The 21,675-nt window shown below is 66.5% G+C and carries 23 protein-coding genes; 12 read left to right on the forward strand and 11 right to left on the reverse strand.

The genetic code is table 11. From position 1 onward, the window contains the following. Window positions 1-59: 59 nt before the first annotated feature. Window positions 60-551 carry a MarR family winged helix-turn-helix transcriptional regulator gene (locus HLA98_RS19685; protein ID WP_057501376.1) on the reverse strand — a complete coding sequence of 164 codons (492 nt, stop codon included), beginning with the start codon at window positions 549-551 and terminating at the stop codon, window positions 60-62. A gap of 129 nt (window positions 552-680) precedes the next feature. Here HLA98_RS19685 and hppD point away from each other — a divergent pair, with 129 nt between their 5' ends. Together hppD and hmgA are read left to right on the forward strand one after the other, a co-directional pair. Next, window positions 681-1,793 carry a 4-hydroxyphenylpyruvate dioxygenase gene (gene hppD, locus HLA98_RS19690; protein ID WP_170272486.1) on the forward strand — a complete coding sequence of 371 codons (1,113 nt, stop codon included), beginning with the start codon at window positions 681-683 and terminating at the stop codon, window positions 1,791-1,793. A gap of 102 nt (window positions 1,794-1,895) precedes the next feature. After that, window positions 1,896-3,194, forward strand: a complete 1,299-nt coding sequence (gene hmgA, locus HLA98_RS19695; protein WP_005411339.1) for a homogentisate 1,2-dioxygenase — start codon at window positions 1,896-1,898, stop codon at window positions 3,192-3,194. Window positions 3,195-3,278: 84 nt separating this feature from the next. On the opposite strand, the gene HLA98_RS19700 is transcribed toward hmgA, so the two are convergent. Next, window positions 3,279-3,818, reverse strand: coding sequence for a hypothetical protein (locus tag HLA98_RS19700; protein ID WP_057501375.1), 540 nt, complete (start codon window positions 3,816-3,818; stop codon window positions 3,279-3,281). A 125-nt stretch (window positions 3,819-3,943) separates the two neighbouring features. Between HLA98_RS19700 and HLA98_RS19705 the strand changes: the two genes are divergently transcribed. Together HLA98_RS19705 and HLA98_RS19710 are read left to right on the forward strand one after the other, a co-directional pair. Beyond that, window positions 3,944-4,600, forward strand: coding sequence for a hypothetical protein (locus HLA98_RS19705; RefSeq protein WP_057501374.1), 657 nt, complete (start codon window positions 3,944-3,946; stop codon window positions 4,598-4,600). Window positions 4,601-4,672: 72 nt separating this feature from the next. After that, window positions 4,673-5,638, forward strand: a complete 966-nt coding sequence (locus HLA98_RS19710) for a sodium:calcium antiporter (protein ID WP_049448447.1) — start codon at window positions 4,673-4,675, stop codon at window positions 5,636-5,638. A gap of 131 nt (window positions 5,639-5,769) precedes the next feature. Here the strand turns inward: HLA98_RS19710 and HLA98_RS19715 are convergent, their stop codons facing one another. From HLA98_RS19715 to HLA98_RS19750, 8 genes are all read right to left on the reverse strand, one after another. Further along, window positions 5,770-6,159, reverse strand: coding sequence for a Na+/H+ antiporter subunit G (locus tag HLA98_RS19715; RefSeq protein WP_012481450.1), 390 nt, complete (start codon window positions 6,157-6,159; stop codon window positions 5,770-5,772). Continuing rightward, on the reverse strand, window positions 6,156-6,440 hold the full coding sequence (locus HLA98_RS19720; protein ID WP_005411334.1) for a K+/H+ antiporter subunit F: 285 nt from the start codon (window positions 6,438-6,440) through the stop codon (window positions 6,156-6,158). The genes HLA98_RS19715 and HLA98_RS19720 overlap by 4 nt, the downstream gene beginning before the upstream one ends. After that, entirely contained in the window at window positions 6,437-6,943 is a 507-nt protein-coding gene (locus HLA98_RS19725) for a Na+/H+ antiporter subunit E (RefSeq protein ID WP_049448446.1), read from the reverse strand. Before HLA98_RS19725 ends, HLA98_RS19720 begins: the two co-directional genes overlap by 4 nt. Beyond that, window positions 6,940-8,475, reverse strand: a complete 1,536-nt coding sequence (locus tag HLA98_RS19730; protein WP_057501373.1) for a monovalent cation/H+ antiporter subunit D — start codon at window positions 8,473-8,475, stop codon at window positions 6,940-6,942. The genes HLA98_RS19725 and HLA98_RS19730 overlap by 4 nt, the downstream gene beginning before the upstream one ends. Beyond that, the gene (locus HLA98_RS19735) at window positions 8,472-8,864 is read right to left on the reverse strand and encodes a Na+/H+ antiporter subunit C (RefSeq protein ID WP_005419863.1); all 393 of its coding nucleotides are present in this window, start codon (window positions 8,862-8,864) and stop codon (window positions 8,472-8,474) included. Before HLA98_RS19735 ends, HLA98_RS19730 begins: the two co-directional genes overlap by 4 nt. Next, window positions 8,864-11,692, reverse strand: a complete 2,829-nt coding sequence (locus HLA98_RS19740) for a monovalent cation/H+ antiporter subunit A (RefSeq protein ID WP_129550623.1) — start codon at window positions 11,690-11,692, stop codon at window positions 8,864-8,866. The genes HLA98_RS19735 and HLA98_RS19740 overlap by 1 nt, the downstream gene beginning before the upstream one ends. A 333-nt stretch (window positions 11,693-12,025) precedes the next feature. Beyond that, on the reverse strand, window positions 12,026-12,511 hold the full coding sequence (locus HLA98_RS19745) for an Mpo1 family 2-hydroxy fatty acid dioxygenase (protein WP_057499849.1): 486 nt from the start codon (window positions 12,509-12,511) through the stop codon (window positions 12,026-12,028). A 302-nt stretch (window positions 12,512-12,813) separates the two neighbouring features. Then, window positions 12,814-13,740 (reverse strand): phosphoribosylaminoimidazolesuccinocarboxamide synthase, encoded by a 927-nt coding sequence (locus HLA98_RS19750; RefSeq protein WP_057501551.1) that lies wholly within the window; start codon window positions 13,738-13,740, stop codon window positions 12,814-12,816. Between the two features lie 141 nt (window positions 13,741-13,881). Here HLA98_RS19750 and HLA98_RS19755 point away from each other — a divergent pair, with 141 nt between their 5' ends. Genes HLA98_RS19755 through HLA98_RS19765 form a run of 3 tightly spaced genes read left to right on the forward strand, consistent with a single transcriptional unit; the run spans window position 13,882 to window position 15,457 of the window. Beyond that, window positions 13,882-14,211, forward strand: coding sequence for a J domain-containing protein (locus HLA98_RS19755; protein ID WP_005411327.1), 330 nt, complete (start codon window positions 13,882-13,884; stop codon window positions 14,209-14,211). 29 nt (window positions 14,212-14,240) lie between these two features. Continuing rightward, entirely contained in the window at window positions 14,241-14,915 is a 675-nt protein-coding gene (rpe, locus tag HLA98_RS19760; protein ID WP_005414702.1) for a ribulose-phosphate 3-epimerase, read from the forward strand. A 59-nt stretch (window positions 14,916-14,974) separates the two neighbouring features. Further along, window positions 14,975-15,457, forward strand: a complete 483-nt coding sequence (locus HLA98_RS19765; protein WP_057501552.1) for a GNAT family N-acetyltransferase — start codon at window positions 14,975-14,977, stop codon at window positions 15,455-15,457. Between the two features lie 108 nt (window positions 15,458-15,565). Here HLA98_RS19765 and HLA98_RS19770 read toward each other — a convergent pair whose 3' ends face one another. Beyond that, window positions 15,566-16,120, reverse strand: coding sequence for a DUF4240 domain-containing protein (locus HLA98_RS19770; RefSeq protein WP_057501553.1), 555 nt, complete (start codon window positions 16,118-16,120; stop codon window positions 15,566-15,568). 314 nt (window positions 16,121-16,434) lie between these two features. On the opposite strand from HLA98_RS19770, the gene yegS reads away from it, so the two are divergent. The 5 genes from yegS (at window position 16,435) to trpD (ending at window position 21,626) form a co-directional block, all read left to right on the forward strand. Continuing rightward, window positions 16,435-17,373 (forward strand): lipid kinase YegS, encoded by a 939-nt coding sequence (gene yegS / locus HLA98_RS19775; protein WP_057501554.1) that lies wholly within the window; start codon window positions 16,435-16,437, stop codon window positions 17,371-17,373. Between the two features lie 292 nt (window positions 17,374-17,665). Beyond that, a complete protein-coding gene (trpE, locus tag HLA98_RS19780) occupies window positions 17,666-19,141 on the forward strand; it encodes an anthranilate synthase component I (protein ID WP_019338578.1) in 1,476 nt (491 codons plus the stop codon). A 67-nt stretch (window positions 19,142-19,208) separates the two neighbouring features. Continuing rightward, the gene (locus tag HLA98_RS19785) at window positions 19,209-19,988 is read left to right on the forward strand and encodes an SIMPL domain-containing protein (protein WP_057501077.1); all 780 of its coding nucleotides are present in this window, start codon (window positions 19,209-19,211) and stop codon (window positions 19,986-19,988) included. A gap of 2 nt (window positions 19,989-19,990) precedes the next feature. Beyond that, the gene (locus HLA98_RS19790) at window positions 19,991-20,578 is read left to right on the forward strand and encodes an anthranilate synthase component II (protein WP_049448425.1); all 588 of its coding nucleotides are present in this window, start codon (window positions 19,991-19,993) and stop codon (window positions 20,576-20,578) included. A 16-nt stretch (window positions 20,579-20,594) separates the two neighbouring features. Beyond that, window positions 20,595-21,626, forward strand: a complete 1,032-nt coding sequence (gene trpD, locus HLA98_RS19795) for an anthranilate phosphoribosyltransferase (protein ID WP_057501076.1) — start codon at window positions 20,595-20,597, stop codon at window positions 21,624-21,626. Window positions 21,627-21,675 lie beyond the last annotated feature (49 nt).

Raw genomic sequence — 21,675 nt, forward strand, 5'->3', positions numbered from 1 at the left:
AGTCGTTTCAGGCACATGTGTGCTGATTACGGCTTAATCCCCTCCGTCCCCTTTTTCTTTCAGACCCCTTCGCCCATCCGCTCCAGGCCTTCGCCGGCCAGGCGCAGGATCAGCTTCTCAAGCACCTGCTCTTCCTCGTCGCTCAGCACCGACATCAGCTTGCGGGTGATCTCGATCACCATCGGCGCGATGGTCTCGTACACCTCGAAACCGGCTGCCGACAGGGCAAGCACCGAGCGGCGGCGGTCGTCGCCGTGGGTCTCGCGCTTGATGAAGCCGCGCTCCAGCAGGCGGGCCACGGCACGGCTGACCGCCACCTTGTCCATCGCCGTGCGGTCGGAGACCTCGCTGGCCGAGGAGCCCGGGTACAGCGCCAGGATGGTGATCACCCGCCACTCGGGAATCGCCAGACCGTAACGATCGCCGTATAGCTTGGCGATGTTGCCGCTGACCCGGTTGGACAGCACGCTCAGCCGGTACGGCAGGAACTGTTCCAGGTCGAGCAGGACGTGCGAGGCACGCAGGCGGGTCGAGGCGGGATCGGGGCTCATGTTGCGGTGCACCTTGCTGGTGGTTTCAAGTGTAACTATAAGGGGTGGGTCCAGACCCTGCATTCTCGCCGGGTCCCTACCTGCCCGCACCTGGTTTGTACCGATGCGGTACCGATTCGGAGCCACGCCATGAATACCGCAGTCCCGACCGCCTCGCATCCCAACCCCGGCATGCAGGTCACCACCTTCGAGAACCCGATGGGCATCGACGGCTTCGAGTTCGTCGAATTCGCCGCCCCGGCCGGCCGTGGCCAGGAGCTGCACGAGTACTTCCGGAAGATGGGCTTCAGCGCGGTGCTCAAGCACAAGCAGCGTCCGATTACCGTCTATCGCCAGGGCGACGTCAACTTCCTGGTCAATGAAGACCCCGATTCGTTCGCCTCGGACTTCGCCGAAAAGCACGGCCCGTGCGCCTGCGGCTTCGCCATCCGCTTCAAGAAGCCGGGCCAGGAGGTCTACCAGACCGCGCTGGGCAACGGCGCCGAAGCCATCGCCTTCAAGCCGGACAGCAAGGCGGTCAGCGCGCCGGTCATCAAGGGCATCGGCGACTGCATGCTGTACCTGGTCGACCGCTACGGCAGCGCCGGCAGCATCTTCGATGGCGACTACGAGCCGATCGCCGGCGCCGACCTGCACCCGGTGGGCTTCGGCCTGACCTTCATCGACCACCTGACCCATAACCTGTACTTCGGCAACATGCAGCAGTGGTCGGACTACTACGAGCGCCTGTTCAACTTCCGCGAGATCCGCTACTTCGACATCAAGGGCCTGAAGACCGGCCTGGTGTCCAAGGCGATGACCGCACCGGACGGCATCGTGCGCATTCCGCTGAACGAATCGTCCGACCCGAAGAGCCAGATCAACGAGTACCTGGACGCGTACAAGGGCGAGGGCATCCAGCACATCGCCTGCTTCACCGAGAACATCTACGAGACCGTCGAAGCGATGCGCGCGCAGGGCGTGGATTTCCTCGATACGCCGGAGACCTATTTCGACGTGATCGACCAGCGCGTGCCGAACCACGGTGAAGACGTGCCGCGCCTGGCCAGGAACAAGATCCTGATCGACGCCGATCCGGAAACCCACCAGCGCAAGCTGCTGCAGATCTTCACCCAGAACTGCATCGGCCCGATCTTCTTCGAGATCATCCAGCGCAAGGGCAACGAAGGCTTCGGCGAAGGTAACTTCACCGCGCTGTTCGAGAGCATCGAACGCGACCAGATCCGCCGCGGCGTGCTGTAAGGTCATCGGTAGCGCCGGGCCAGTCCCGGCGCCTGCCCATCTGTAGAGCCGGGCCATGCTCGGCTGCTTTCCGTTCCGGTCTCGCCGTACCCAGGAGCCCCCATGTCCCCCGCCATCACCGCCCGCGGCTACCAGTCCGGCTTCGGCAACGAATTCGCCACCGAGGCCGTCGCCGGCGCGCTGCCGGTCGGGCAGAACTCGCCGCAGAAGGTGGCCCACGGCCTGTACGCCGAACAACTGACCGGCACCGCCTTCACCGCGCCGCGCGGCAGCAATCGCCGCAGCTGGCTGTACCGGATCCGCCCGGCGGTGACCCATGGCGAGTTCACCCCGTTCGCGCAGTCGCAGCTGCAGTGTGATTTCGGCGCTCAGCCGGCCTCGCCAAACCAGCTGCGCTGGAGCCCGCTGCCTCTGCCGGAACTGCCGACCGACTTCGTCGAGGGCCTGTACACGATGGGCGGCAACGGCTCGCCCGATGCGCATGCCGGCGTTGGCATCCACCTCTACGCTGCCAACCGCGACATGGTCGGCCGCTACTTCTATGACGCCGACGGCGAGCTGCTGATCGTGCCGCAGCTGGGCGCGCTGCGCCTGCTGACCGAACTGGGCGTGATCGAGATCGAGCCGCAGCAGATCGCGGTGATTCCGCGTGGCGTGCGCTTCCGCGTCGAGCTGCCCGATGGCCCGAGTCGCGGCTACATCTGCGAAAACTACGGTGCGCTGCTGAAACTACCGGACCTCGGTCCGATCGGTTCCAACGGCCTGGCCAACCCGCGCGACTTCGAGACCCCGCACGCGGCGTTCGAGGATGTCGATGGTGATTTCGAGCTGATCGCCAAGTTCGAGGGCCGCCTGTGGCGTGCGCCGATCGACCATTCGCCGCTGGACGTGGTGGCCTGGCATGGCAATTACGCGCCGTACCGCTACGACCTGCGCCGCTTCAACACCATCGGTTCGATCAGCTACGACCACCCGGACCCGTCGATCTTCCTGGTGCTGCATTCGCCCAGCGACACGCCGGGGACCAGCAACATGGACTTCGCGATCTTTCCGCCGCGCTGGCTGGTGGCGCAGAACACGTTCCGCCCGCCGTGGTTCCACCGCAACATCGCCAGCGAGTTCATGGGCCTCGTGCATGGCGCCTACGACGCCAAGGCCGAAGGCTTCGTGCCGGGCGGCGCGTCGCTGCACAACTGCATGAGCGGCCACGGTCCGGATGCGCCGACCTTCGACAAGGCCTCCAATGCCGATCTGTCCAAGGCGGACGTGATCAAGGACACGATGGCCTTCATGTTCGAGACACGCGCGGTGATCCGCCCGACCGCGCAGGCCTTGGCGGCCGGCCATCGCCAGGGGGATTACCAGCAGTGCTGGAACGGGCTGCGCAACAACTTCCGCTGACCCGGAAAAGGGGACGGAGGGGATTAAGTCGCAAACAGCGCACGTGTGCTTGAAACGACTTAATCCCCTCCGTCCCCTTTTTCTTCAAGCGGCCTCGGCGAACGCGTCGCAATGCTCCAGCGGCAACGCCTCCAGCAGGCGCTGCCGCACGCGCTGGCAATAGCCATCCGAAGTGAGCGTGGGCAGCAGCTGCATTGCCGACTGCAGTCGCTGCAGCACCTCGTCCTCCGCACGCGCCTGCTGCAGGTCGCGGAACAGCGCCGCCGCCTGCGGGTGGCGCTGCATTTCCAGGATGCCCAGCACGTAGATGCGCGCGGCCACCAGCGAGCGGCGGCGTTCGACCGGTGTGGCAGGCGCTGCAGCCGGAGCCGGTGCTGCGGCAACCGGTTCGGGTGCGATGACAGCGCTGGGGGAGGGCGTGGCCGTGGCCTGCCCTGTGCTCAGGTAGCCCGCCTGCACCAGCTGGATGACCATCGCCGGCGCCTCCGCGCCGAGCAGGCCGGTCAGTTCGGCGATGCTGCGCTGGCCGTCGCACAGGATCAGCAGCCGGCGCTGGCGCATGTCCAGCGGCGCGCGGTGGGCCTGCAGCGCGGTTCGGGCGAGGTCGGTCTTGCGCGGTTGCATGGAAGGGACAGCCAAGTCGGTGCACGCCGAGCCTGAACGAAGGCGATGAAACCGCGATGACAATGCAGCATCTGCACGTGCGCTGCGCTAGCGTGCAGCCATCTTCGCGCCAGGGAACCGCACCGATGAAGCACCTCCCGATTGCTGGTCTGTTGCTCCTTTCGCTCACCGCCTGCAGTGCCGGCCCCGACAAGCAGGGGGCGGCCGGCAGCGGTAGCGATACCCCGGCAGCAACCGCCTCGGCGACCGGGCCAGCCCAGTCGACGGATCCTGATCTGGCAGCCCGCCCAGCGAACGACCTCCGCAAGGACAGCCCTGCGCGGCTGGACGGCTTCGCCGGCGCGAAGCTGGGCGCTGGCATCGCCGAGATCCGCAGCGGTTTCGAAACGCCACTGCAGGGGCTGGGCACGGACGCGGCCGGCAAACCGCTGCCGGCCGACGACAGCAACGACGGCTGCTACTTCCTGCGCCCGCAGGATGCCGAGGATCCACGCCTGATGATCGAAGGCCGCAAGCTGGTGCGCTACGACGTGCACAGCGCAGCCATCACGGCACCAGGTGGCGGCAAGGTCGGCATGACTCTGGGTGAGCTGCAGGTGCTGTACCCCGAGCGCGCTGATGTCGGCCCCGACAAGTACGATGAGAAGGCCCAGCACCTGCGCGTGCGGCCGGCGCAGGAAGGCGATGCGGTGATCGACTTCGCGCTCGGTGCGGACGGCAGAGTCGGCGCATGGCGGGTCGGGAAGACCCCGCAGGTCGACTATGCCGAAGGCTGTGGCTGATCCTTGATCCACGGCCCAGCCACGCGCGCGGGCCAAGCGTAGAATCGCGGCACCACTGCTGGGGAGTGCTCGATGATCGCCATTGCCATTGCCTGGTTCCTGCTCGGCCTGCTGCTGCTGGCGCTGGGCGGGGACTCCATCGTCAAGGCCGTGTCCGGTCTGGCCCAGCGCTTTGGGGCCAGCGCGTTCACTGCGGGGCTGCTGCTGCTCGGGATAACCACCTCGTTGCCGGAACTGGCGGTCAACGCACGCGCGCTGGCGGTGGGTCAACCGGAGCTGGCACTGGGCAACGCGGTGGGCAGCAGCATCGTCAACCTGGGCCTGACCCTGGCGGTGGCGGCAATGGCTGCACCCCTGCTGCTGCGCGCGCGCCTGCAGACGGTACTGTGGTGGTCGCTGCTGGCGGCCGGCGTGCTGCTGATCCTGTTCGGGCTTGATGGCGGCCTTGCACGCTGGGAAGGCGGCGTACTGCTGGCCGGCTTCATCGTGGTGCAGGTGCTGCTGCTGCGCGGTGGTCGCAGCGAGAGTGAGGAGGTGCAGGTGGCCATTGCCGAATCCGCAGTGAGCCGCACCAGCCTGCCGTTGAACGTGCTGCGGGTGCTGATCGCGGCGCTGGCCCTGTACTGGGGTGCACGCCTGGTAGTGGGGGCCGCAGCGGATTTCGGTGCAGCCCTGGGTTGGACGCCGCTGCTGGTGGGCCTGCTGCCGGTAGCAGTCGGCACCGCATTGCCTGAGGTGGCCACCGCCATCGCTGCCGCACGCCGTGGTCATGGCGACATGGTGCTGGGCCACGTGCTGGGCTCCAGCGTGGTCAACCTGCTGCTGGTGATCGGGGCGATGGCGGTGCTGCAGCCGTTGGCCTTGCCGGCCTCGTTCGTGCGCCTGGAACTGCCGGCGCTGCTGGCGTTCGCGCTGGTGCTGTACCCGATGCTGCGCGGCGACCTGAAGATCAGCCGTGGCGAAGGCGCGATCCTGCTGGTCGCGTTCGTCGGCTGGTTCGTGCTGGAACTGCTGCTGGTGGGCGCACCGGTGTTGTAGATCCACGCCATGCGTGGATGCGGTTGATTTCGTGCCGACCAACGTTCGGCACCCACCACCGGTCACCCGGTGGGCCAACCTTGGTTGGCACTCGGGGAAAAAGCGCCGACCAAGGTCGGCCTCTACCGGAATTATCGGTTCTGCGTGGTTTCTTCTTCCCGCACCGGCTCCGGCGGCGGCAGCTGCTCCTCGGCGGCACGTTCGTTACCCGGCAGGGTGGGGCGGGTCTCCATCAGCAGCGACAGCGCGGCCTTGGCCATCATGTGTGCGCTGATCGGCGCGGTGATGAACAGGAACACGGTGATCAGCAGCTCGCGTGGCTGCGGGTCCTGGCCGAGGAAGATGTGGTAGCAGACCGAGCACACCAGCACGCAGCCCACGCCCAGCGTGCTGGCCTTGGTCGGTGCGTGCAGGCGCTTGAAGAACGTGGACAGCTTCACCAGGCCCAGTGCGCCGACCAGGATGAAGAAGCAGCCGAACAGCAGCAGGATCGACAGGCCGATCTGGATCGCGGTAATCATTCGACGATGTCCCGGCGCAGCACGAACTTGCTCAGCACCACAGTGCTGCCGAAGCCGAGCATGGCGATGATCAGCGCCGCCTCGAAGTAGATCGGCGAGTTGAGGTACATGCCAAACAGCATGAGCTCGGCGATTGCGGTCACCGACAGCGTGTCCAGCGCGAGAATGCGGTCGGGCACGGTCGGCCCGCGCAGCAGGCGCCAGGTGGCCAGCAGCATCGCCAGGCCGACCACGTGCATGCACACCACCAGGGTGGTCTGGATGACTTCAAAACCGGTCATGGGAAGATCTCCATCAACGGCGCCTCGTAACGGCGCTTGATCGTATCGATCAGGTCCTGTGGGTCCTCCAGGTGCAGCACGTGCACCAGCAGGAACTTGCGGTCGTCGCTGAGCGCGGCCGAGACCGTGCCCGGGGTCAGGGTGATCATGCTGGTCAGCGCGGCGATGCCGTGGATGTTGGCGATGTCCAGCGGCAGCCAGATGAAACCCGGGTGGATGTTCTTCTCCGGGCCCAGTACCTGCAGGGCAACGCGGATGTTGGACATCAGGATGTCCCACAGGGTCACGCACAGCAGTTTCGGCAATGGGCGCAGGGTGCCGATGCGGGCGAATTCGCGGTCCAGGCGTGCGGCGAACAGCGGCACCACTAGGCCCAGCAGCAGCCCCAGCACGATCTGGCCGAGGGTGAAGCTGTCGGACATCAGCAGCCAGAACGCCACCACCATGATGCTGAGCATCGGCGAGGGAATCAGGCGACGGAACAGGGAGCGCTGGGCAGTCATGGCTGGCGGATCTCCGGCGTGGTCGCACGCAGCTGCTGCACGTATTCGCTGGGTTGCAGCAGCTGTGCGGCGGTGGCGTCGGTGTAGCGCATCAGCGGTGCTGCGGCCAGGGTCATGCCGATGCCGTAGGCCAGCAGAAGGCAGGCCGCGTAAAGCTCGACCCGGCGCAGGCGGGCCTTGCGCGGCTTCGGTGCTTCCGGATCGACCGGCGGCACGCGCCAGAACAGGCGGATGCCGCCGCGGGTCAGGCCCATGATCACCAGCAGGCTGCTGACCAGCACGGCGGTCCAGACCGGGGCGGTGTACTGCGCCGGCATGCCGGCCAGCAGCGCGGCCTTGGCCAGGAAGCCCGACAGCGGCGGCAGGCCGGCCACCGACACCGCGCCGATCAGGAACAGCACCGCCGGCGTTTCCTTGCCCGGCATCGGCGCGACCACTTCCTTGCGGTCGCTGGCGCCGCCGCGACGGCGGCGGATCAGGTCGGCGATCAGGAACAGCGCGGCAGCGACGAAGCTGCTGTGCGGCAGGTAGTACAGGCCGGCGGAGAGCAGCCGCGGCGTGCCCACCGAGAACGCGATGAACAGCGTGGCTGCCGACACGATCACCAGGTACGAGATCAACACGCGCAGGCGGGTCGCGGCCAATGCGCCAAGGCCACCCAGCACCAGCGTTGCCACGCCGGCCCACAGCAGCCAGTCGCGGCCATAGCCGGCCATCGCGCCGGCGTCGTCGCCGAACCACAGCATCTGGATGCGCAGCACCGAGTACAGGCCGACCTTGGTCATGATCGCGAACAGCGCGGCCACGGCGGCCGGTGCGCGCGAATACGCTTCCGGCAGCCACAGGTACAGCGGCATCAGCGCGGCCTTGGCGCAGAACACCAGCAGCAACAGGCCCATCGTCGCCTTCACCAGGGTCAGCTGCGCCGGCGGCACCTCGGCGATGCGCTGCGACAACTCGGCCATGTTCAGCGAACCCAGCGTGGCGTACAGCAGGCCCAGCGCGATCAGGAACAGGGTCGAGGCGGTGACGTTGAACACCACGTAGTGCAGGCCGATGCGCATGCGCAGGCCGCGGCCACCGCTGAGCAGCAGGCCGTAGGAGGCGATCAGCATCACCTCGAAGAACACGAACAGGTTGAAGATGTCGCCGGTCAGGAACGCGCCGTTGAGGCCGACCAGCTGGAACTGGAACAGTGCATGGAAGTGCGGAGCGCGGCGGTCCCAGCCCGAGCAGGCGTGCAGCAGGCAGGGAATGGCCAGCAGCAGGGTGGTCAGCAGCATCCACGCCGACAGCCGGTCGGCCACCAGCGCGATGCCCAGCCGCGACGGCCAGTCTCCGAGCAGGTAGACGTTGATCTCACCACTGGCGGTGGTGGCAAACAGCAGGCCCACCGCCAGCGCCAGCGCCGACAGCGCAGTCCAGGCCACCGCGCGCTGCACCTTGGGGCCATAGCGGCGGTGTTCGACGAACAGCGACAGTGCAGCACCCAGCAGCGGAATCAGGATCGGCAGGATCACCAGGTGGTTCATGCGCGGTCCTCGCCCTGGCGTGGCGGCACGCGCTCATCCTGCAGGTCGTCATCCGGCTCGTGGGCGTCCACATGGTCGCTGTGGTTGTCGCTGCGGCTGCGCATGGCCAGCACGATGCTCACCGCGGTCATCGCGAAGGCGATCACGATCGCGGTCAACACCAGCGCCTGCGGCAGCGGGTCGGTGTAGTTGCCCAGGTGGCTGTCCACACCTTCCTGCAGCACCGGCGCTTTGCCCAGCACCACGCGGCCACCGGCGAAGATCAGCAGGTTGGTGGCGTAGGACAGGAAGGTCATGCCGAGGATCACATCGAAGCTGCGCGCACGCAGCAGCAGGTAGATGCCGATGGCGGTCAGCACGCCGATCGCGGTCGCCAGGGCCAGTTCCATCAGTGCATCTCCCCGGTGCGGGCCGAACGGCGTTGCAGGTCGATCTCACCCTTGCGGGCAGTGCGGGTACGCGACGGCTTGATCGTGCCCATCATCGACAGCATCAGCATGGCGCCGCCGAACACCACCAGATACACGCCGATGTCAAAACCAATCGCGCTGGCCAACGGCACGTCGCCGATCAGCGGCAGGTGCAGGTCGAGGTGGCCGCTGGTGAGGAACGGCACGCCGAACAGCATCGAGGCACTGCCGCTGAGCAGGGCGATCAGCAGGCCCATGCCGATGCAGCGGATGTAGTCGAAGCCGAAGCGCGATTCCACCGACGCGGTGCCCTGGATCACATACTGGATCAGCAGCGGCACCGCAAGCACCAGGCCGGCGATGAAGCCACCGCCCGGCGCGTTGTGGCCGCGCAGGAACAGGAAGATCGACACGGTCAGCGTCAGCGGGAACATGATCTGCGCCAGGTCGGCCGGCACCGGCAGCTTGATCGGCGGGCCGGGCATGATCTGCTCCGGCGCCATCCGCGTGCGCCGCAGCAGGGCATGCACCACCAGCGCGGCGATACCGAACACGGTGATCTCGCCGAAAGTATCGAAGCCGCGGAAGTCGACCAGGATCACGTTGACCACGTTCTGCCCATACGCTTCGGGCAGGGCACGGGCGAGCATCTCGCCGGCCATGGTGTTGGGCGGCAGCGTCATCGCGGAATAGGCCAGCGCACCCATGCCGGCGCCGGCGATGATCGCGATCACTGCATCGCGGCGCTTGCGCCAGCGCGGCCGCTCGGGCCCGGATTGCGCGGGCAGGTAGTTCATGCCCAGCAGCATCAGCACCAGGGTCACCATTTCCACCAGCAGCTGGGTCAGGGCCAGGTCGGGTGCGGACAGGAACACGAAGGTCAGCGCCACCATCAGGCCGACGCCGCCCACCAGCAGTACCGCCAGCAGGCGCTGCTTGTAGATGCGCAGGGTGGCAACGGCGCAGGCCATCATCACCAGCCACAGCACCCAGCCCAGCAGCGGGATCGGCTGTGGCGCGGTCCAGTTCGGCGAGGCCGGATTGGCCACGAAAGGCGCGGCCGCGACCACGATAGCCACCAGCACCAGACCCAGCAGCATGCGCTGCAGGCTGCCGTTGGCGATGCCGTTGGTCAGGCGCATGGCCAGCGCGGAGATCGCGTCCAGCTGCGCGTGGAACACGTTGCGGCCAGTGCTGACGTTGGTCACCGCGTGCAGGTTGATCAGTTTGCGCAGGCCGAAGTACAGCGCCACGCCGCCGACCACGCCGATGGCGCTCATCGCCAGCGGCAGGTTGAAGCCGTGCCATACCGCCAGGCTGTACTCGGGCATGGCGCTGCCGAGGATCGACGCCGCAGCGGCATGCAGCACCGGCGCCACGGTCAGTGCGGGTGCCACGCCCACCGCCACGCAGATCACCACCAGCAGTTCCACCGGCACCTTCATCCAGCGCGGTGGTTCGTGGGGCACGCGGTCCAGGTCGTGCGGGCCGGGGCCAAAGAAGGTGTCGTGCACGAAGCGCAGGCTGTAGGCCACCCCGAATACGCCAGCCAGCAACGCGGCGATCGACACCGCCGTGCGCATGATCCCCGGGCCCCCGGCCGTGATCGCCTCGGCAAACAGCATTTCCTTGGACAGGAAGCCGTTGAGCAGAGGGATGCCGGCCATCGCCAGCGAAGCGATGATCGCCAGTGCGCTGGTGAACGGCATCAGCCTGCGCAGGCCGCCCAGCTTGCGCATGTCACGGGTGCCGGTCTCGTGGTCGATGATGCCGGCGGCCATGAACAGCGAAGCCTTGAAGGTGGCGTGGTTGAGGATGTGGAACACACCAGCCACCACCGCCATCGGCGTGGACAGGCCGAACAGCAGGGTGATCAGGCCCAGATGGGAAATGGTCGAGTAGGCCAGCAGGCCTTTCAGGTCGTGCTGGAAGATTGCGTTCCAGGCGCCGATCAGCAGGGTCAGCGCGCCGATGCCGCTGACCGTGTAGAAGAACAGGTCGCTGCCGGCCAGCGCCGGATGCAGGCGCGCCAGCAGGAACACGCCGGCCTTCACCATGGTGGCCGAGTGCAGGTAGGCCGAGACCGGGGTCGGCGCGGCCATCGCGTGCGGCAGCCAGAAGTGGAACGGGAACTGCGCGCTTTTGGTGAAGATGCCGGCCAACACCAGAAACAGTGCGTACGGGTACAGCGCGCTGGCGCGGATCTGCTCGCCGGCGGCCAGCACCACGTCCAGGTCGAAGCTGCCGACGATGCGGCCGATCAGCAGCACGCCACCGAGCAGTGCCAGGCCGCCGCCGCCGGTGATCACCAGCGCCATGCGCGCGCCTTCACGGGCGTCCTGGCGGTGCGACCAGAAACCGATCAGCAGGAACGAGCTGATGCTGGTCATTTCCCAGAAGATCATCAGCAACAGCAGGTTGCCCGACAGCACCATGCCCAGCATGGCGCCCATGAACAGCAGCAGGTAGCAGTAGAAGCGGTGCGCGTTGTCCTGCTGGCTCAGGTAGTAGCGCGCGTACAGCACCACCAGCGCGCCGATGCCCAGCACCAGCCCGGCGAACATCCACGCCAGCCCGTCCAGGCGCAGGGTGAAGTCCAGCCCGATCTGCGGCAGCCAAGGGACCATCGTCCGCACCACCTGACCGTCGAGTACGGACGGGGTCAGCCAGCCGAGGATGGCCAGCCCACCCAACGGCGCCAGCGCCGCCAGCCAGGCAGCAGCCGAGCGCGAACTACGGGGGAAGGCCGCAACAGCCGCTGCCATCAGGAACGGCAGGGCCAGCAGCAGGGGCAGGCTGGGGAGCATGCAGGGAATCCATGATTCACGAGCAGGTCAGGGAGGATAACAGGCCGCGAAATGTCGCCGAAACCCATCGAACAGCGATCAATTGCATGTAACGTTCGCTGATTCATTTTTTCTGCGGTGCAGCATCGCGTTCCTGCAGTCCCTCCCGGTTGCCCTCGGGGGACACCCCTACGCCCACGCAGGCGGACCGCAGGCCCTGTCCCACAGGGGCTGCCGTCGGCGGGCGGGACGTGGGGAGCGAGTCACCGGCGCAGGCTGGCAGGGCCGCCGTGGAGTGTGGGTGACGGAATCCGCCCGTTCAGGAAACGATGGGCGTCGTCGACCCTGGGCAGGTCAGTAGCGCCAGTCGAGCTTGCGGTAGAACTTGGCCATCACCCAGGCCGGGCCGATCAGCAGGTAGGTCAGGTCGGTCAGGAAGCTGGGCTTGCGGCCCTCGAACTTGTGTCCGATGAACTGCGCGATCCAGGCCACCACGAACACGGCCACCGCCAACCAGAACAGGTTGTGCAGGCCGATCTCGGCCTCCAGCAGGCGGCACAGGCAGCCGAATACGAAGAACTGGATGAGCATGCCGATGCCCAGCGGGCGCGACAGCTTGTTGTAGAAGCACCAGGCGCTGAACATCGCGAACGCCGACCAGATGCCGTACTGGAACCAGGTGATCAGCGGCGGCAGGCACCACAGCAGGGCCACCACCGACCACAGGATCGCCGGAACCGCCACCACGTGGATGCGCTGGTTGATCACATTGCGGTGGTCGTCGGAGTAGCTGGCGAAATAGCGGTCGATCGGCCGCGCAAGCTCGGTGGATGTCTGCATGCGGCCAGCATACTCCGCCGGGGCCGGGCGGTGAGGGGCGACGGGGTGGGGCGCACCGGGTCGGCCCGATGGATGGGGCCGACGGGTGGGGCGCACCGGGTGGGACCGATGGGGCGGGGCCGACCGGGGTAGAGTCGACTGTTAGTCGACTATCGCGCGCAGCGCGGGAATTTTCGCTGTGGGAACGAAGAGCAGTCGACTAACAGTCGACTCTACGCAGTCGACCGCATCCCAGCAGACGCACCGCCGTCGGCGGTCGCGCCTTCAATACGCCCCCGCCCTTCCGGACGGGGGCAGGGGGATCAGTCGACGCTGATCCCGGCCAGGCGCTGCAGCGCCTCGGCGTACTTGGCGCGGGTGCGCTCGATGATCTCGGCCGGGATGTTCGGGCCCGGGGCGGTCTTGCCCCAGTCCAGCGTCTCCAGGTAATCGCGCACGAACTGCTTGTCGTAGCTCGGCGGGCTGGTGCCCACTTCGTACTCGTCGGCCGGCCAGTAACGGGAGGAATCCGGCGTCAGCATCTCGTCCATGATGTACAGGCGGCCATCGGCGTCGGTACCGAACTCGAACTTGGTATCGGCCAGGATGATGCCGCGCTCGCGGGCGTAATCGGCCGCGAACTTGTAGATGCGCAGGGTGGCGTCGCGCACGCGCTCGGCCAGTTCCGCACCGACCTGCTTCACCATCGCATCGAAATCGATGTTCTCGTCATGGTCGCCGACGGCGGCCTTGGTCGAGGGGGTGAAGATCGGCTCCGGCAACTGCTCGGCCTGGCGCAGGCCATCGGGCAGGTCAATGCCGCTGACCTTGCCGGTGCGCTGGTAGTCCTTCCAGCCGCTGCCGATCAGGTAGCCGCGGGCGATCGCTTCCACCGGCACCGGCTTCAGCTTGCGGGTGACCACCGCACGCTTGGCGTACAGGGCTGGGTCCACGCCTTCGGGCAGCACGCTGGCCACGTCGATGCCGGTCAGGTGGTTGGGCATCAGGTGCGCGGTCTTGGCGAACCAGAAGTTGGAGACCTGGCAGAGCATCTCGCCCTTGCCCGGAATCGGGTCAGGCAGCACCACGTCGAACGCCGACAGGCGATCGGTGGCGACCATCAGCAGGTAGTCGCCCGGCGGGGTCCCTGCGGGCAGACGCTCGCGCGGGATATCGAACACATCACGCACCTTGCCGCGGTGGCGCAAGGGCAGGCCGGGGAGATCGGATTGCAACAGCGTGGTTGGCACGGGCACTCCTGGGGCGTTGTCGATACGGCTGCCCAACGGACCCGGCGGGCCCGCTGACCAGCGGGCGGCCTAGTGTAAAGCCGTCCGGGCCCGCTGTGACGTAAAATGAGCGTCCATTTCGTCGGTCGACCCCGGAGCGCCATGCGCTGGTACGGAAAACTGCTCGGATTCATCGCCGGCGCCCTGCTGTTCCGGCCCAATCCGCTGTTTGGTGCAGTGGTCGGCCTGCTGATCGGCCATGCCTTTGACTCGGACTGGTTCCGCCTGAACAAGGAGAACCCGTACCGGGAGCTGGGGCTGACCTCCGAGGCTACCGATGCCGAGGTCGAGCGCGCCTACCGCAAGCTGATCTCGCAGTACCACCCCGACAAGCTTGGCGGCGCCGCCCCCGAGCTGCAGCAGCAGGCCGAGCAGAAGTCGCGGCGGATCAATGCCGCCTACGACCGCATCAAGACCCTGCGCAAGCGCTGACCTTTTTCCCCTCGTTGCAAGGCCCGGCCATGTCCCACTGCCTCATTGCCCCCTCCATCCTGTCCGCCAACTTCGCCCGCCTCGGCGAGGAAGTCGACAACGTCCTCGCCGCCGGCGCGGACTGGGTCCACTTCGACGTGATGGACAACCACTACGTGCCGAACCTGACCATCGGCCCGATGGTCTGCCAGGCGCTGCGCAAGCACGGCGTCACCGCCCCGATCGACGTGCACCTGATGGTCGAGCCGGTGGACCGCATCATCCCGGACTTCGCCGAGGCCGGTGCCACCTACATCAGCTTCCACCCGGAGGCCAGCCGCCACGTGCACCGCACCATCCAGCTGATCCGCTCGCTGGGCTGCAAGCCGGGCATCGTGCTGAACCCGGCTACCCCGGTGGATATCCTCGACTGGGTGCTCGACGACCTGGACCTGGTGCTGCTGATGTCGGTCAACCCGGGCTTTGGTGGCCAGGCCTTCATCCCCTCGGCGCTGGACAAGCTGAAGGTGGTGCGCAAGATGATCGATGCCAGCGGCAAGGACATCCGCCTGGAGATCGACGGCGGCGTGAAGGCCGACAACATCGGCGAGATCGCGGCTGCCGGTGCCGACACCTTTGTCGCCGGCTCGGCCATCTTCAACGCCAAGACCAGCTACCAGGACGTGATCGCGCAGATGCGTGCGAACGTCGCCGCGGCACGCTGACAAAAAGGGGACGGAGGGGATTAATCTCGTTTAATTCCCTCCGTCCCCTTTATCTGCGCATGGCACTGTTGAACATCCGTCCGGCCACCGAGGCCGATGCTGGCCTGATCCTGTATTTCATCCGCGAGCTGGCGATCTACGAGAAGGCCGAGCATTCGGTGCAGACCGATGAGATCGGCATCGCCGAGAGCCTGTTTGGTCCCGATGCCACTGCACGCGCGCTGATCTGCGAAGCCGACGGCGAGGCCATCGGCTACGCCGTGTATTTCTATAACTACTCGACCTGGCTGGGCCGAAAGGGCATCTACCTGGAAGACCTGTATGTCAGCCAGGAAAAGCGCGGCGCCGGCGCCGGCAAGGCACTGCTGAAGTACATCGCACGCCAGGCCGTGGCCGAGGGCTGCGGTCGTTTCGAATGGTCGGTGCTGGACTGGAATACCCCGGCCATCGAGTTCTACACCGCCGCCGGCGCGAAACCGCAGGATGAGTGGACCGTGTACCGGCTGGAGGGCCAGGCGCTGCACGATTTCGCCAACGGTTGAGGCTCGTGGGGGCAAACCCCAGGTGGGTGGGTGCGAACCTTGGTTCGCACTGCCCGCGACCTCGGCAGATCCCCGCCATGCGTGGACACGACCGGCGGAGATGAGCTTTCAATAGAACCGAGCTGTCAGCCTCGGAAGCACGGTCTCCAGCGACGCTTCGTCCCAGACATTATCGATGTCAGGTGCATACCGGAGGTCTGCCTGAAGCTGGGCGACATCGGTCTCACTCAATGCATAAGGGGCGAAAGCCGCGTCGAATGCATCGTAGTCGGGCTCCTGCAGCCCCATCCGCTGAAAATATGCCGTCATACCGGCCGACAGGATCTCTTCGTCTTCAGCCTCGTCGGCTTCCACATCCACTCCGGCCAGACTGTCAGGATCCTGCAGTGCCCTCAGGAACGTCTCCTTCCCCTGCGCAATCAGCCAGCCTCGAAAGTACTCGAATCCATCATCGCTGCACCCGCCGTTGATGACGTATGCCGCTGCCCACAATTTGTTCTTTCGAGAGAGGGAGTGATAGCAATCGAGAATTCCGTGCCAACGCAGAATCTGTTCGGGGCTGTAGCTAAGAAGACTTTCGGCAAGGTGCCCGGCGATATTGCTAGAATCTTCAGCGACAGAGCGGGCTTCCTCGATCAGCGTCCAGAATGCGTGCTTTTCCATGGTGCGCTTGTGAGAACAGGGGAAACGCGGACCTTACGGGTACAGAGACGGCACTTCCAGAGCCAATAGCGGCACCCCGGCAGAGTTCCCGAGGTGATGCCCCGCGGATCTGTTCCCCCTGGAATCGGGCAAAAAAAAGCCACGCCAAACACTGGCGTGGCCTTGCTGCATGCGTGGGAGGCTGATCCTGCCTCCATCCGTCGTCCCTGCTATGGCCTTCCATTCTCCGGTAGCTGAATGACACCTGCGTGACATTCACTGTGGACAAACAGCGCATTGCTAGCCTGTGCCGCCCCCCTCTTTGGAAGCTCTGCATGACCACCCCGCGCTGGCGCCTGATTCTCAACGGCAAATCCGCTGGCAACGATGAGTTGCGCGACGCCGTCAGCCATTGGCGCGGGCAGGGCGTGCAACTGGAAGTGCGGGTGACGTGGGAGGACGGCGACGCCGAACGCTACGTGGCCGAGGCGATCGATCATGGTGTGGACGTGATCGTGGCCGCCGGTGGCGATGGCACGCTCAGTGCGGTGGCCGAGACCCTGGCGCACCGTGAGGAACCAGCGGATGCGCTGCCATCACTGGCACTGATTCCGATGGGGACCGCCAACGACTTCGCCACGGCCGCCGGCATTCCCACCGAGCCGAAGGAGGCCTTCGCCTTGATCGGGCAGGCGACGCCGCATGCGATCGATCTTCTGCGCGTGGACGCCGATGGCACCCAATGGTGGTGCGCCAATCTTGCCAGCGGTGGTTTCGGCACACAGGTGACGGTGGAGACCGATGCCGGCTTGAAGAAGATGCTGGGCGGGCTGGCCTACGTGATCACCGGCATCGCCAAGCTGGGGCGGATCGAGCCGATCCACGCGTGCCTGTCGGGCCCGGATTTCGCGTGGGAAGGCGATTTCATCGCGCTCGGCATCGGCAACGGTCGCCAGGCCGGTGGCGGCCAGCAACTGTGTCCGCAGGCGCTGATCGATGATGGGCTGCTGGATGTGACCGTGCTTCCGGAGCTGGAGGGTGAAGTCACGGCCACGCTCGGCCAGATGCTGAAGTCCGGCACCCAGGCCGCGCTGGAACAGTTGGCAACGCGCGCGCGGCTGCCGTGGCTGCAGGTGGAGTCCGAGCGCCCGTTGACGCTCAACCTCGACGGTGAACCTGTGCAGGCCCAGCGGTTCCGGATCGAGTGCGTACCGGGCCGGGTACGCATGCACCTGCCGGCCGGTTGCCCGTTGCTGGCTGGGAAGGGGAGGTAGAGTCGACTGTTAGTCGACTGCTTTTCGTTCCGACGGCGTAAAACCCCGCGCTACGCGCGCAAGTCGACTAACAGTCGACTCTACCGGTCCGCGTCGTCGGTTCCCGTGGCTGGCCCCGCCCGTCCCGTGGTTCAGTTTCCCAGGGTTCCCCTCCCGCCGATCCTGCGATACAGTCAAGGGGTGTCCAGCCTGACGACCCCGCATACCCTTTCTTCCGCACGCCGTTGGTGGCGATGGTGGCCCGTTGCCGTCGTCCGCCCCCATAACGCTGTGTCCCGGAAGGAAAGTCGTCTTGAACTCGCACGCTCAGTTTCAGCAGCAGGCCGCTGAAGGCCACACCCATATTCCCGTCGTCCGTGAAGTGCTGTCCGACCTGGACACGCCTCTTTCGGTCTATCTGAAGCTCGCCGACGGCCCCAATACCTACCTGTTTGAATCCGTCGAAGGCGGCGAGCGCTTTGGTCGTTACTCGATCATCGGCCTGCCGGCGCGCCGCGTGTATGCCTTCCACGGCCACACCCTGACCGTGCGCGAGGATGGCCAGGTGGTGGAAACCCGCGAGGTGGCCGACCCGTTCGCCGAGGTCGAGGCGCTGCGCAGCGCCCACTCGGTGCCGAAACTGGAAGGCCTGCCGGGCTTCACCGGTGGCCTGGTCGGCTGGTTCGGTTTCGAGTGCATCGGCTACATCGAACCGCGCCTGGCCCCGCCGGCCGGCCGCGATGAGCTGGGCACGCCGGACATCCTGCTGCTGGACTCCAACGAGCTGGCGGTGTTCGACAACCTCAAGGGCCGCCTGTACCTGATCGTGCACGCCGACCCGCGGGTCGAGGGTGCCTTCGAGCAGGCGCAGGCGCGCCTGGATGCACTGACGGCCAAGCTGCGCGCACCGGGCGCCGGTTATCCCGCACCGCTCAACAGCGACGTGCTGGACGAGTCCGATTTCGTCTCCGGCTTCACCCGCGAAGGCTTCGTCGATGCGGTCCAGCGCAGCAAGGAGTACATCCGCGCCGGCGACATCTTCCAGGTGGTGCTGAGCCAGCGCCTGAGCGTGCCGTTCAAGGCGCGCCCGGTGGATGTGTACCGCGCGCTGCGTGCACTGAACCCGTCGCCGTACATGTATTTCCTGGATGTGGGCGACCTGCAGGTGGTCGGTTCGTCGCCGGAAATCCTGGTGCGCCTGCAGGATGGCGAAGTGACCGTGCGCCCGATCGCCGGTACCCGCCCGCGCGGTGCAACCGTCGAGCAGGACCTGGCGCTGGAAGCCGAGCTGCTGGCCGATCCGAAGGAGCGCGCCGAGCACCTGATGCTGATCGACCTCGGCCGCAACGATGCCGGCCGTGTCTCGAAGGCCGGCACCGTGGAAGTGGGCGAGCAGTTCGTGATCGAGCGCTACAGCCACGTCATGCACATCGTCAGCGAAGTGACCGGGCAGCTGCAGCCGGGCCTGAGCTATGCCGACGTGCTGCGTGCCACGTTCCCGGCAGGTACCGTCAGCGGCGCGCCGAAGATCCGCGCGCTGGAAGTGATCCGCGAGCTGGAACCGATCAAGCGCAACGTCTACGCCGGCAGCATCGGTTACATCGGCTGGCACGGCGACGCCGATACCGCGATCGCGATCCGCACCGCGGTGATCAAGGACGGCCGCCTGTACGTGCAGGCCGGTGCCGGCATCGTCTACGACTCGGACCCGGACAAGGAATGGGACGAGACGATGAACAAGGGCCGCGCGTTGTTCCGCGCCGTCGCCCAGGCCGCCAAGGGCCTGTGATCCTCCCCGTGCCGTGGCCTGCGCCGTGGCACCGTCCGCTGTTCCCATCCAAGACAAGGAGTACCGCATGAAGCTGCTGAGCGCATTGCTGTGGTCGTCACTGCTGGCCACGATGGCGCCGTCTGCGTGGGCGCAGGCCAATACCATTCCCTCGCAGCCGCACCTGCTGGTGAAGGGGCAGGGCAGCCGCACGGTGATGCCGGACCGGTTCGGCCTGCAGTTGAACATCGAAGAGACCGACATGGACGCCGACGCCGCGCGCCGCCGCGTGCAGGACAACGTTGCCCGCGTGCTGGCACTGTTCAAGCAGCACAAGGCGGTGGAAGGCAGCGTGCGCGCGGACAACCTGCGGATCGGCCCGGCCACGCGCTATGAGCAGAACCGGCAGGTCTTCATCGGTACCCGCGTATCGCGCCAGCTGCGTGCCAGCTTCGCCAGCGTGAAGGCGATGCAGGATGTGCTGGGGGCATTGAAGGCCAACGAGAACGTACAGGTGAGCAGCCTGGCGCCGACCTATTCGGGCGAAGTGGCGCTGCGCCGCGAACTCAAGGGCGAGGCGGCGGCCCAGACCCGCCAGTCCGCGCAGGGCCTGGCCAAGGCCTACGGCACCCGGCTGCGCGGCCTGTACAGCATTTCCGACGTGGCGCCGGACTTCGCCTACGGCATCCGGGCCGGGCAATGGCCGCAGCAGGGCGAGGACGGCGGGGACCTCGACAGGATCTCGGTGACCGGCAGCTACGCGCCCGCCTCCGCGCCCGCGCCCGCTGAGCCCGAATCCATTGAAGCCGGCCCCATCACCTACACCGAAAACGTGTACGCCATTTTCCTGATAAGCGACGGAACCTGACCATGTTGTGGATGATCGACAACTACGACAGCTTCACCTACAACCTCGTGCAGTACCTGCAGACGCTGGGCGCCGAGGTCAAGGTGGTGCGCAACGATGCGATGAGCGTGGACGAGATCGCCGCGCAGAAGCCCGAGCGCATCGTCATTTCGCCCGGCCCGTGCACGCCCAACGAGGCGGGCGTGTCGCTGGAACTGATCCAGCGCCTGGGGCCGACCACGCCGATCCTCGGCGTGTGCCTGGGTCACCAGGGCATCGGCCAGGTCTACGGCGGCACCGTCATCCGTGCCGGCAACATCATGCACGGCAAGACCTCGCCCATCCGCCATGAAGGCAAGGGCGTGTTCGCCGGCCTGCCGGACCGTTACCAGGCCACCCGCTACCACTCGCTGGTGGTGGACAAGCACAGCCTGCCCGACGCGCTGGAAGTGACCGCATGGACCGAGAACGAGGATGGCTCGATCGAAGAGATCATGGGCCTGCGCCACCGCCAGTTCCCGGTGGAAGGCGTGCAGTTCCACCCCGAATCCATCCTCACCGAGCATGGCCACGCGCTGCTGCGCAATTTCCTGCAGCGCCCGGCTGCCTGATCCAAGGAGTATTCCGATGAGCTTCTCCCCCCAGGAAGCCCTGCAACGCACCATCGAGCATCGCGAAATCTTCTTCGATGAAATGGTCGACCTGATGCGGCAGATCATGCGCGGCGACGTGTCGCCGATGATGACCGCCGCCATCCTCACCGGCCTGCGCGTGAAGAAGGAAACCATCGACGAGATCGCGGCCGCGGCCACGGTCATGCGCGAATTCGCGCTGGCGGTGCCGGTGGCCGACAGCACCCACCTGGTCGACATCGTCGGTACCGGTGGCGATGGCTCGCATACCTTCAACATCTCCACCTGCGCGATGTTCGTGGCGGCCGCAGCCGGTGCGCGCGTGGCCAAGCACGGCAACCGCAGCGTGTCGTCCAAGTCCGGCAGCGCCGATGCGGTCGAAGCACTGGGTGCGGCCATCGAGCTGCAGCCGGCCCAGGTGGCTGCTGCCATCGAGCAGACCGGTATCGGCTTCATGTTTGCGCCGATCCATCATCCGTCGATGAAGGTCGTCGCGCCGGTCCGCCGCGAGATGGGCGTGCGCACCATCTTCAACATCCTCGGTCCGCTGACCAATCCGGCCAGCGCGCCGTCAGTACTGATGGGTGTGTTCCATCCCGATTTAGTGGGTATCCAGGCACGCGTGCTGCGCGAGCTGGGTACCGAGCGCGCCATGGTCGTCTGGGGCCGCGACAACATGGATGAGATCTCGCTGGGTGCCGGCACCCTGGTGGGCGAGCTGCGCGACGGCAAGGTGCGCGAATACGAGATCCACCCGGAAGACTTCGGCATCGCCATGTCGGCCAGCCGCAACCTGCGCGTGGACAGCCCGGAGCAGTCCATCCAGATGCTGCGCGCCGTGCTGGACAACGAGCCGGGCCCGGCACTGGACATCGTCGCGCTGAACGCCGGCGCCGCCCTGTACGTGGCCGGCTTGGCCAGCGACATCGGCGATGGCCTGGCCCGCGCCCGGGCCGCCATCGCCAATGGCAGCGCCCGCCAGCGCCTGCAGCAGTATGTGGAGACCACCCGCGCGCTGGTTGCCTGAGCGCGCGGTTCAGCCTGACCCCGTCGATGGCCGATAATGGCCGTCCTCA

The organism is Stenotrophomonas africana (assembly GCF_013004645.1).
Taxonomy (GTDB): Bacteria; Pseudomonadota; Gammaproteobacteria; order Xanthomonadales; family Xanthomonadaceae; genus Stenotrophomonas; species Stenotrophomonas africana.

Bases quoted from the DNA above. Each gene is read 5' to 3' on its own strand.
- HLA98_RS19705 (WP_057501374.1), top strand. From the start codon at position 3,944: ATGAAGCACCTCCCGATTGCTGGTCTGTTGCTCCTTTCGCTCACCGCC.
- trpD (WP_057501076.1), top strand. From the start codon at position 20,595: ATGAGCTTCTCCCCCCAGGAAGCCCTGCAACGCACCATCGAGCATCGC.
- HLA98_RS19755 (WP_005411327.1), top strand. From the start codon at position 13,882: ATGCGCTGGTACGGAAAACTGCTCGGATTCATCGCCGGCGCCCTGCTG.
- HLA98_RS19720 (WP_005411334.1), bottom strand. From the start codon at position 6,440: ATGACCGGTTTTGAAGTCATCCAGACCACCCTGGTGGTGTGCATGCAC.
- HLA98_RS19740 (WP_129550623.1), bottom strand. From the start codon at position 11,692: ATGCTCCCCAGCCTGCCCCTGCTGCTGGCCCTGCCGTTCCTGATGGCA.
- HLA98_RS19700 (WP_057501375.1), bottom strand. From the start codon at position 3,818: ATGCAACCGCGCAAGACCGACCTCGCCCGAACCGCGCTGCAGGCCCAC.
- hppD (WP_170272486.1), top strand. From the start codon at position 681: ATGAATACCGCAGTCCCGACCGCCTCGCATCCCAACCCCGGCATGCAG.
- HLA98_RS19745 (WP_057499849.1), bottom strand. From the start codon at position 12,511: ATGCAGACATCCACCGAGCTTGCGCGGCCGATCGACCGCTATTTCGCC.
- HLA98_RS19765 (WP_057501552.1), top strand. From the start codon at position 14,975: ATGGCACTGTTGAACATCCGTCCGGCCACCGAGGCCGATGCTGGCCTG.
- HLA98_RS19790 (WP_049448425.1), top strand. From the start codon at position 19,991: ATGTTGTGGATGATCGACAACTACGACAGCTTCACCTACAACCTCGTG.
- HLA98_RS19735 (WP_005419863.1), bottom strand. From the start codon at position 8,864: ATGGAACTGGCCCTGGCGACCGCGATCGGCGTGCTGACCGCCATCGGC.
- HLA98_RS19685 (WP_057501376.1), bottom strand. From the start codon at position 551: ATGAGCCCCGATCCCGCCTCGACCCGCCTGCGTGCCTCGCACGTCCTG.
- HLA98_RS19730 (WP_057501373.1), bottom strand. From the start codon at position 8,475: ATGAACCACCTGGTGATCCTGCCGATCCTGATTCCGCTGCTGGGTGCT.
- HLA98_RS19725 (WP_049448446.1), bottom strand. From the start codon at position 6,943: ATGACTGCCCAGCGCTCCCTGTTCCGTCGCCTGATTCCCTCGCCGATG.
- hmgA (WP_005411339.1), top strand. From the start codon at position 1,896: ATGTCCCCCGCCATCACCGCCCGCGGCTACCAGTCCGGCTTCGGCAAC.
- HLA98_RS19785 (WP_057501077.1), top strand. From the start codon at position 19,209: ATGAAGCTGCTGAGCGCATTGCTGTGGTCGTCACTGCTGGCCACGATG.
- rpe (WP_005414702.1), top strand. From the start codon at position 14,241: ATGTCCCACTGCCTCATTGCCCCCTCCATCCTGTCCGCCAACTTCGCC.
- yegS (WP_057501554.1), top strand. From the start codon at position 16,435: ATGACCACCCCGCGCTGGCGCCTGATTCTCAACGGCAAATCCGCTGGC.
- HLA98_RS19715 (WP_012481450.1), bottom strand. From the start codon at position 6,159: ATGATTACCGCGATCCAGATCGGCCTGTCGATCCTGCTGCTGTTCGGC.
- HLA98_RS19770 (WP_057501553.1), bottom strand. From the start codon at position 16,120: ATGGAAAAGCACGCATTCTGGACGCTGATCGAGGAAGCCCGCTCTGTC.
- HLA98_RS19710 (WP_049448447.1), top strand. From the start codon at position 4,673: ATGATCGCCATTGCCATTGCCTGGTTCCTGCTCGGCCTGCTGCTGCTG.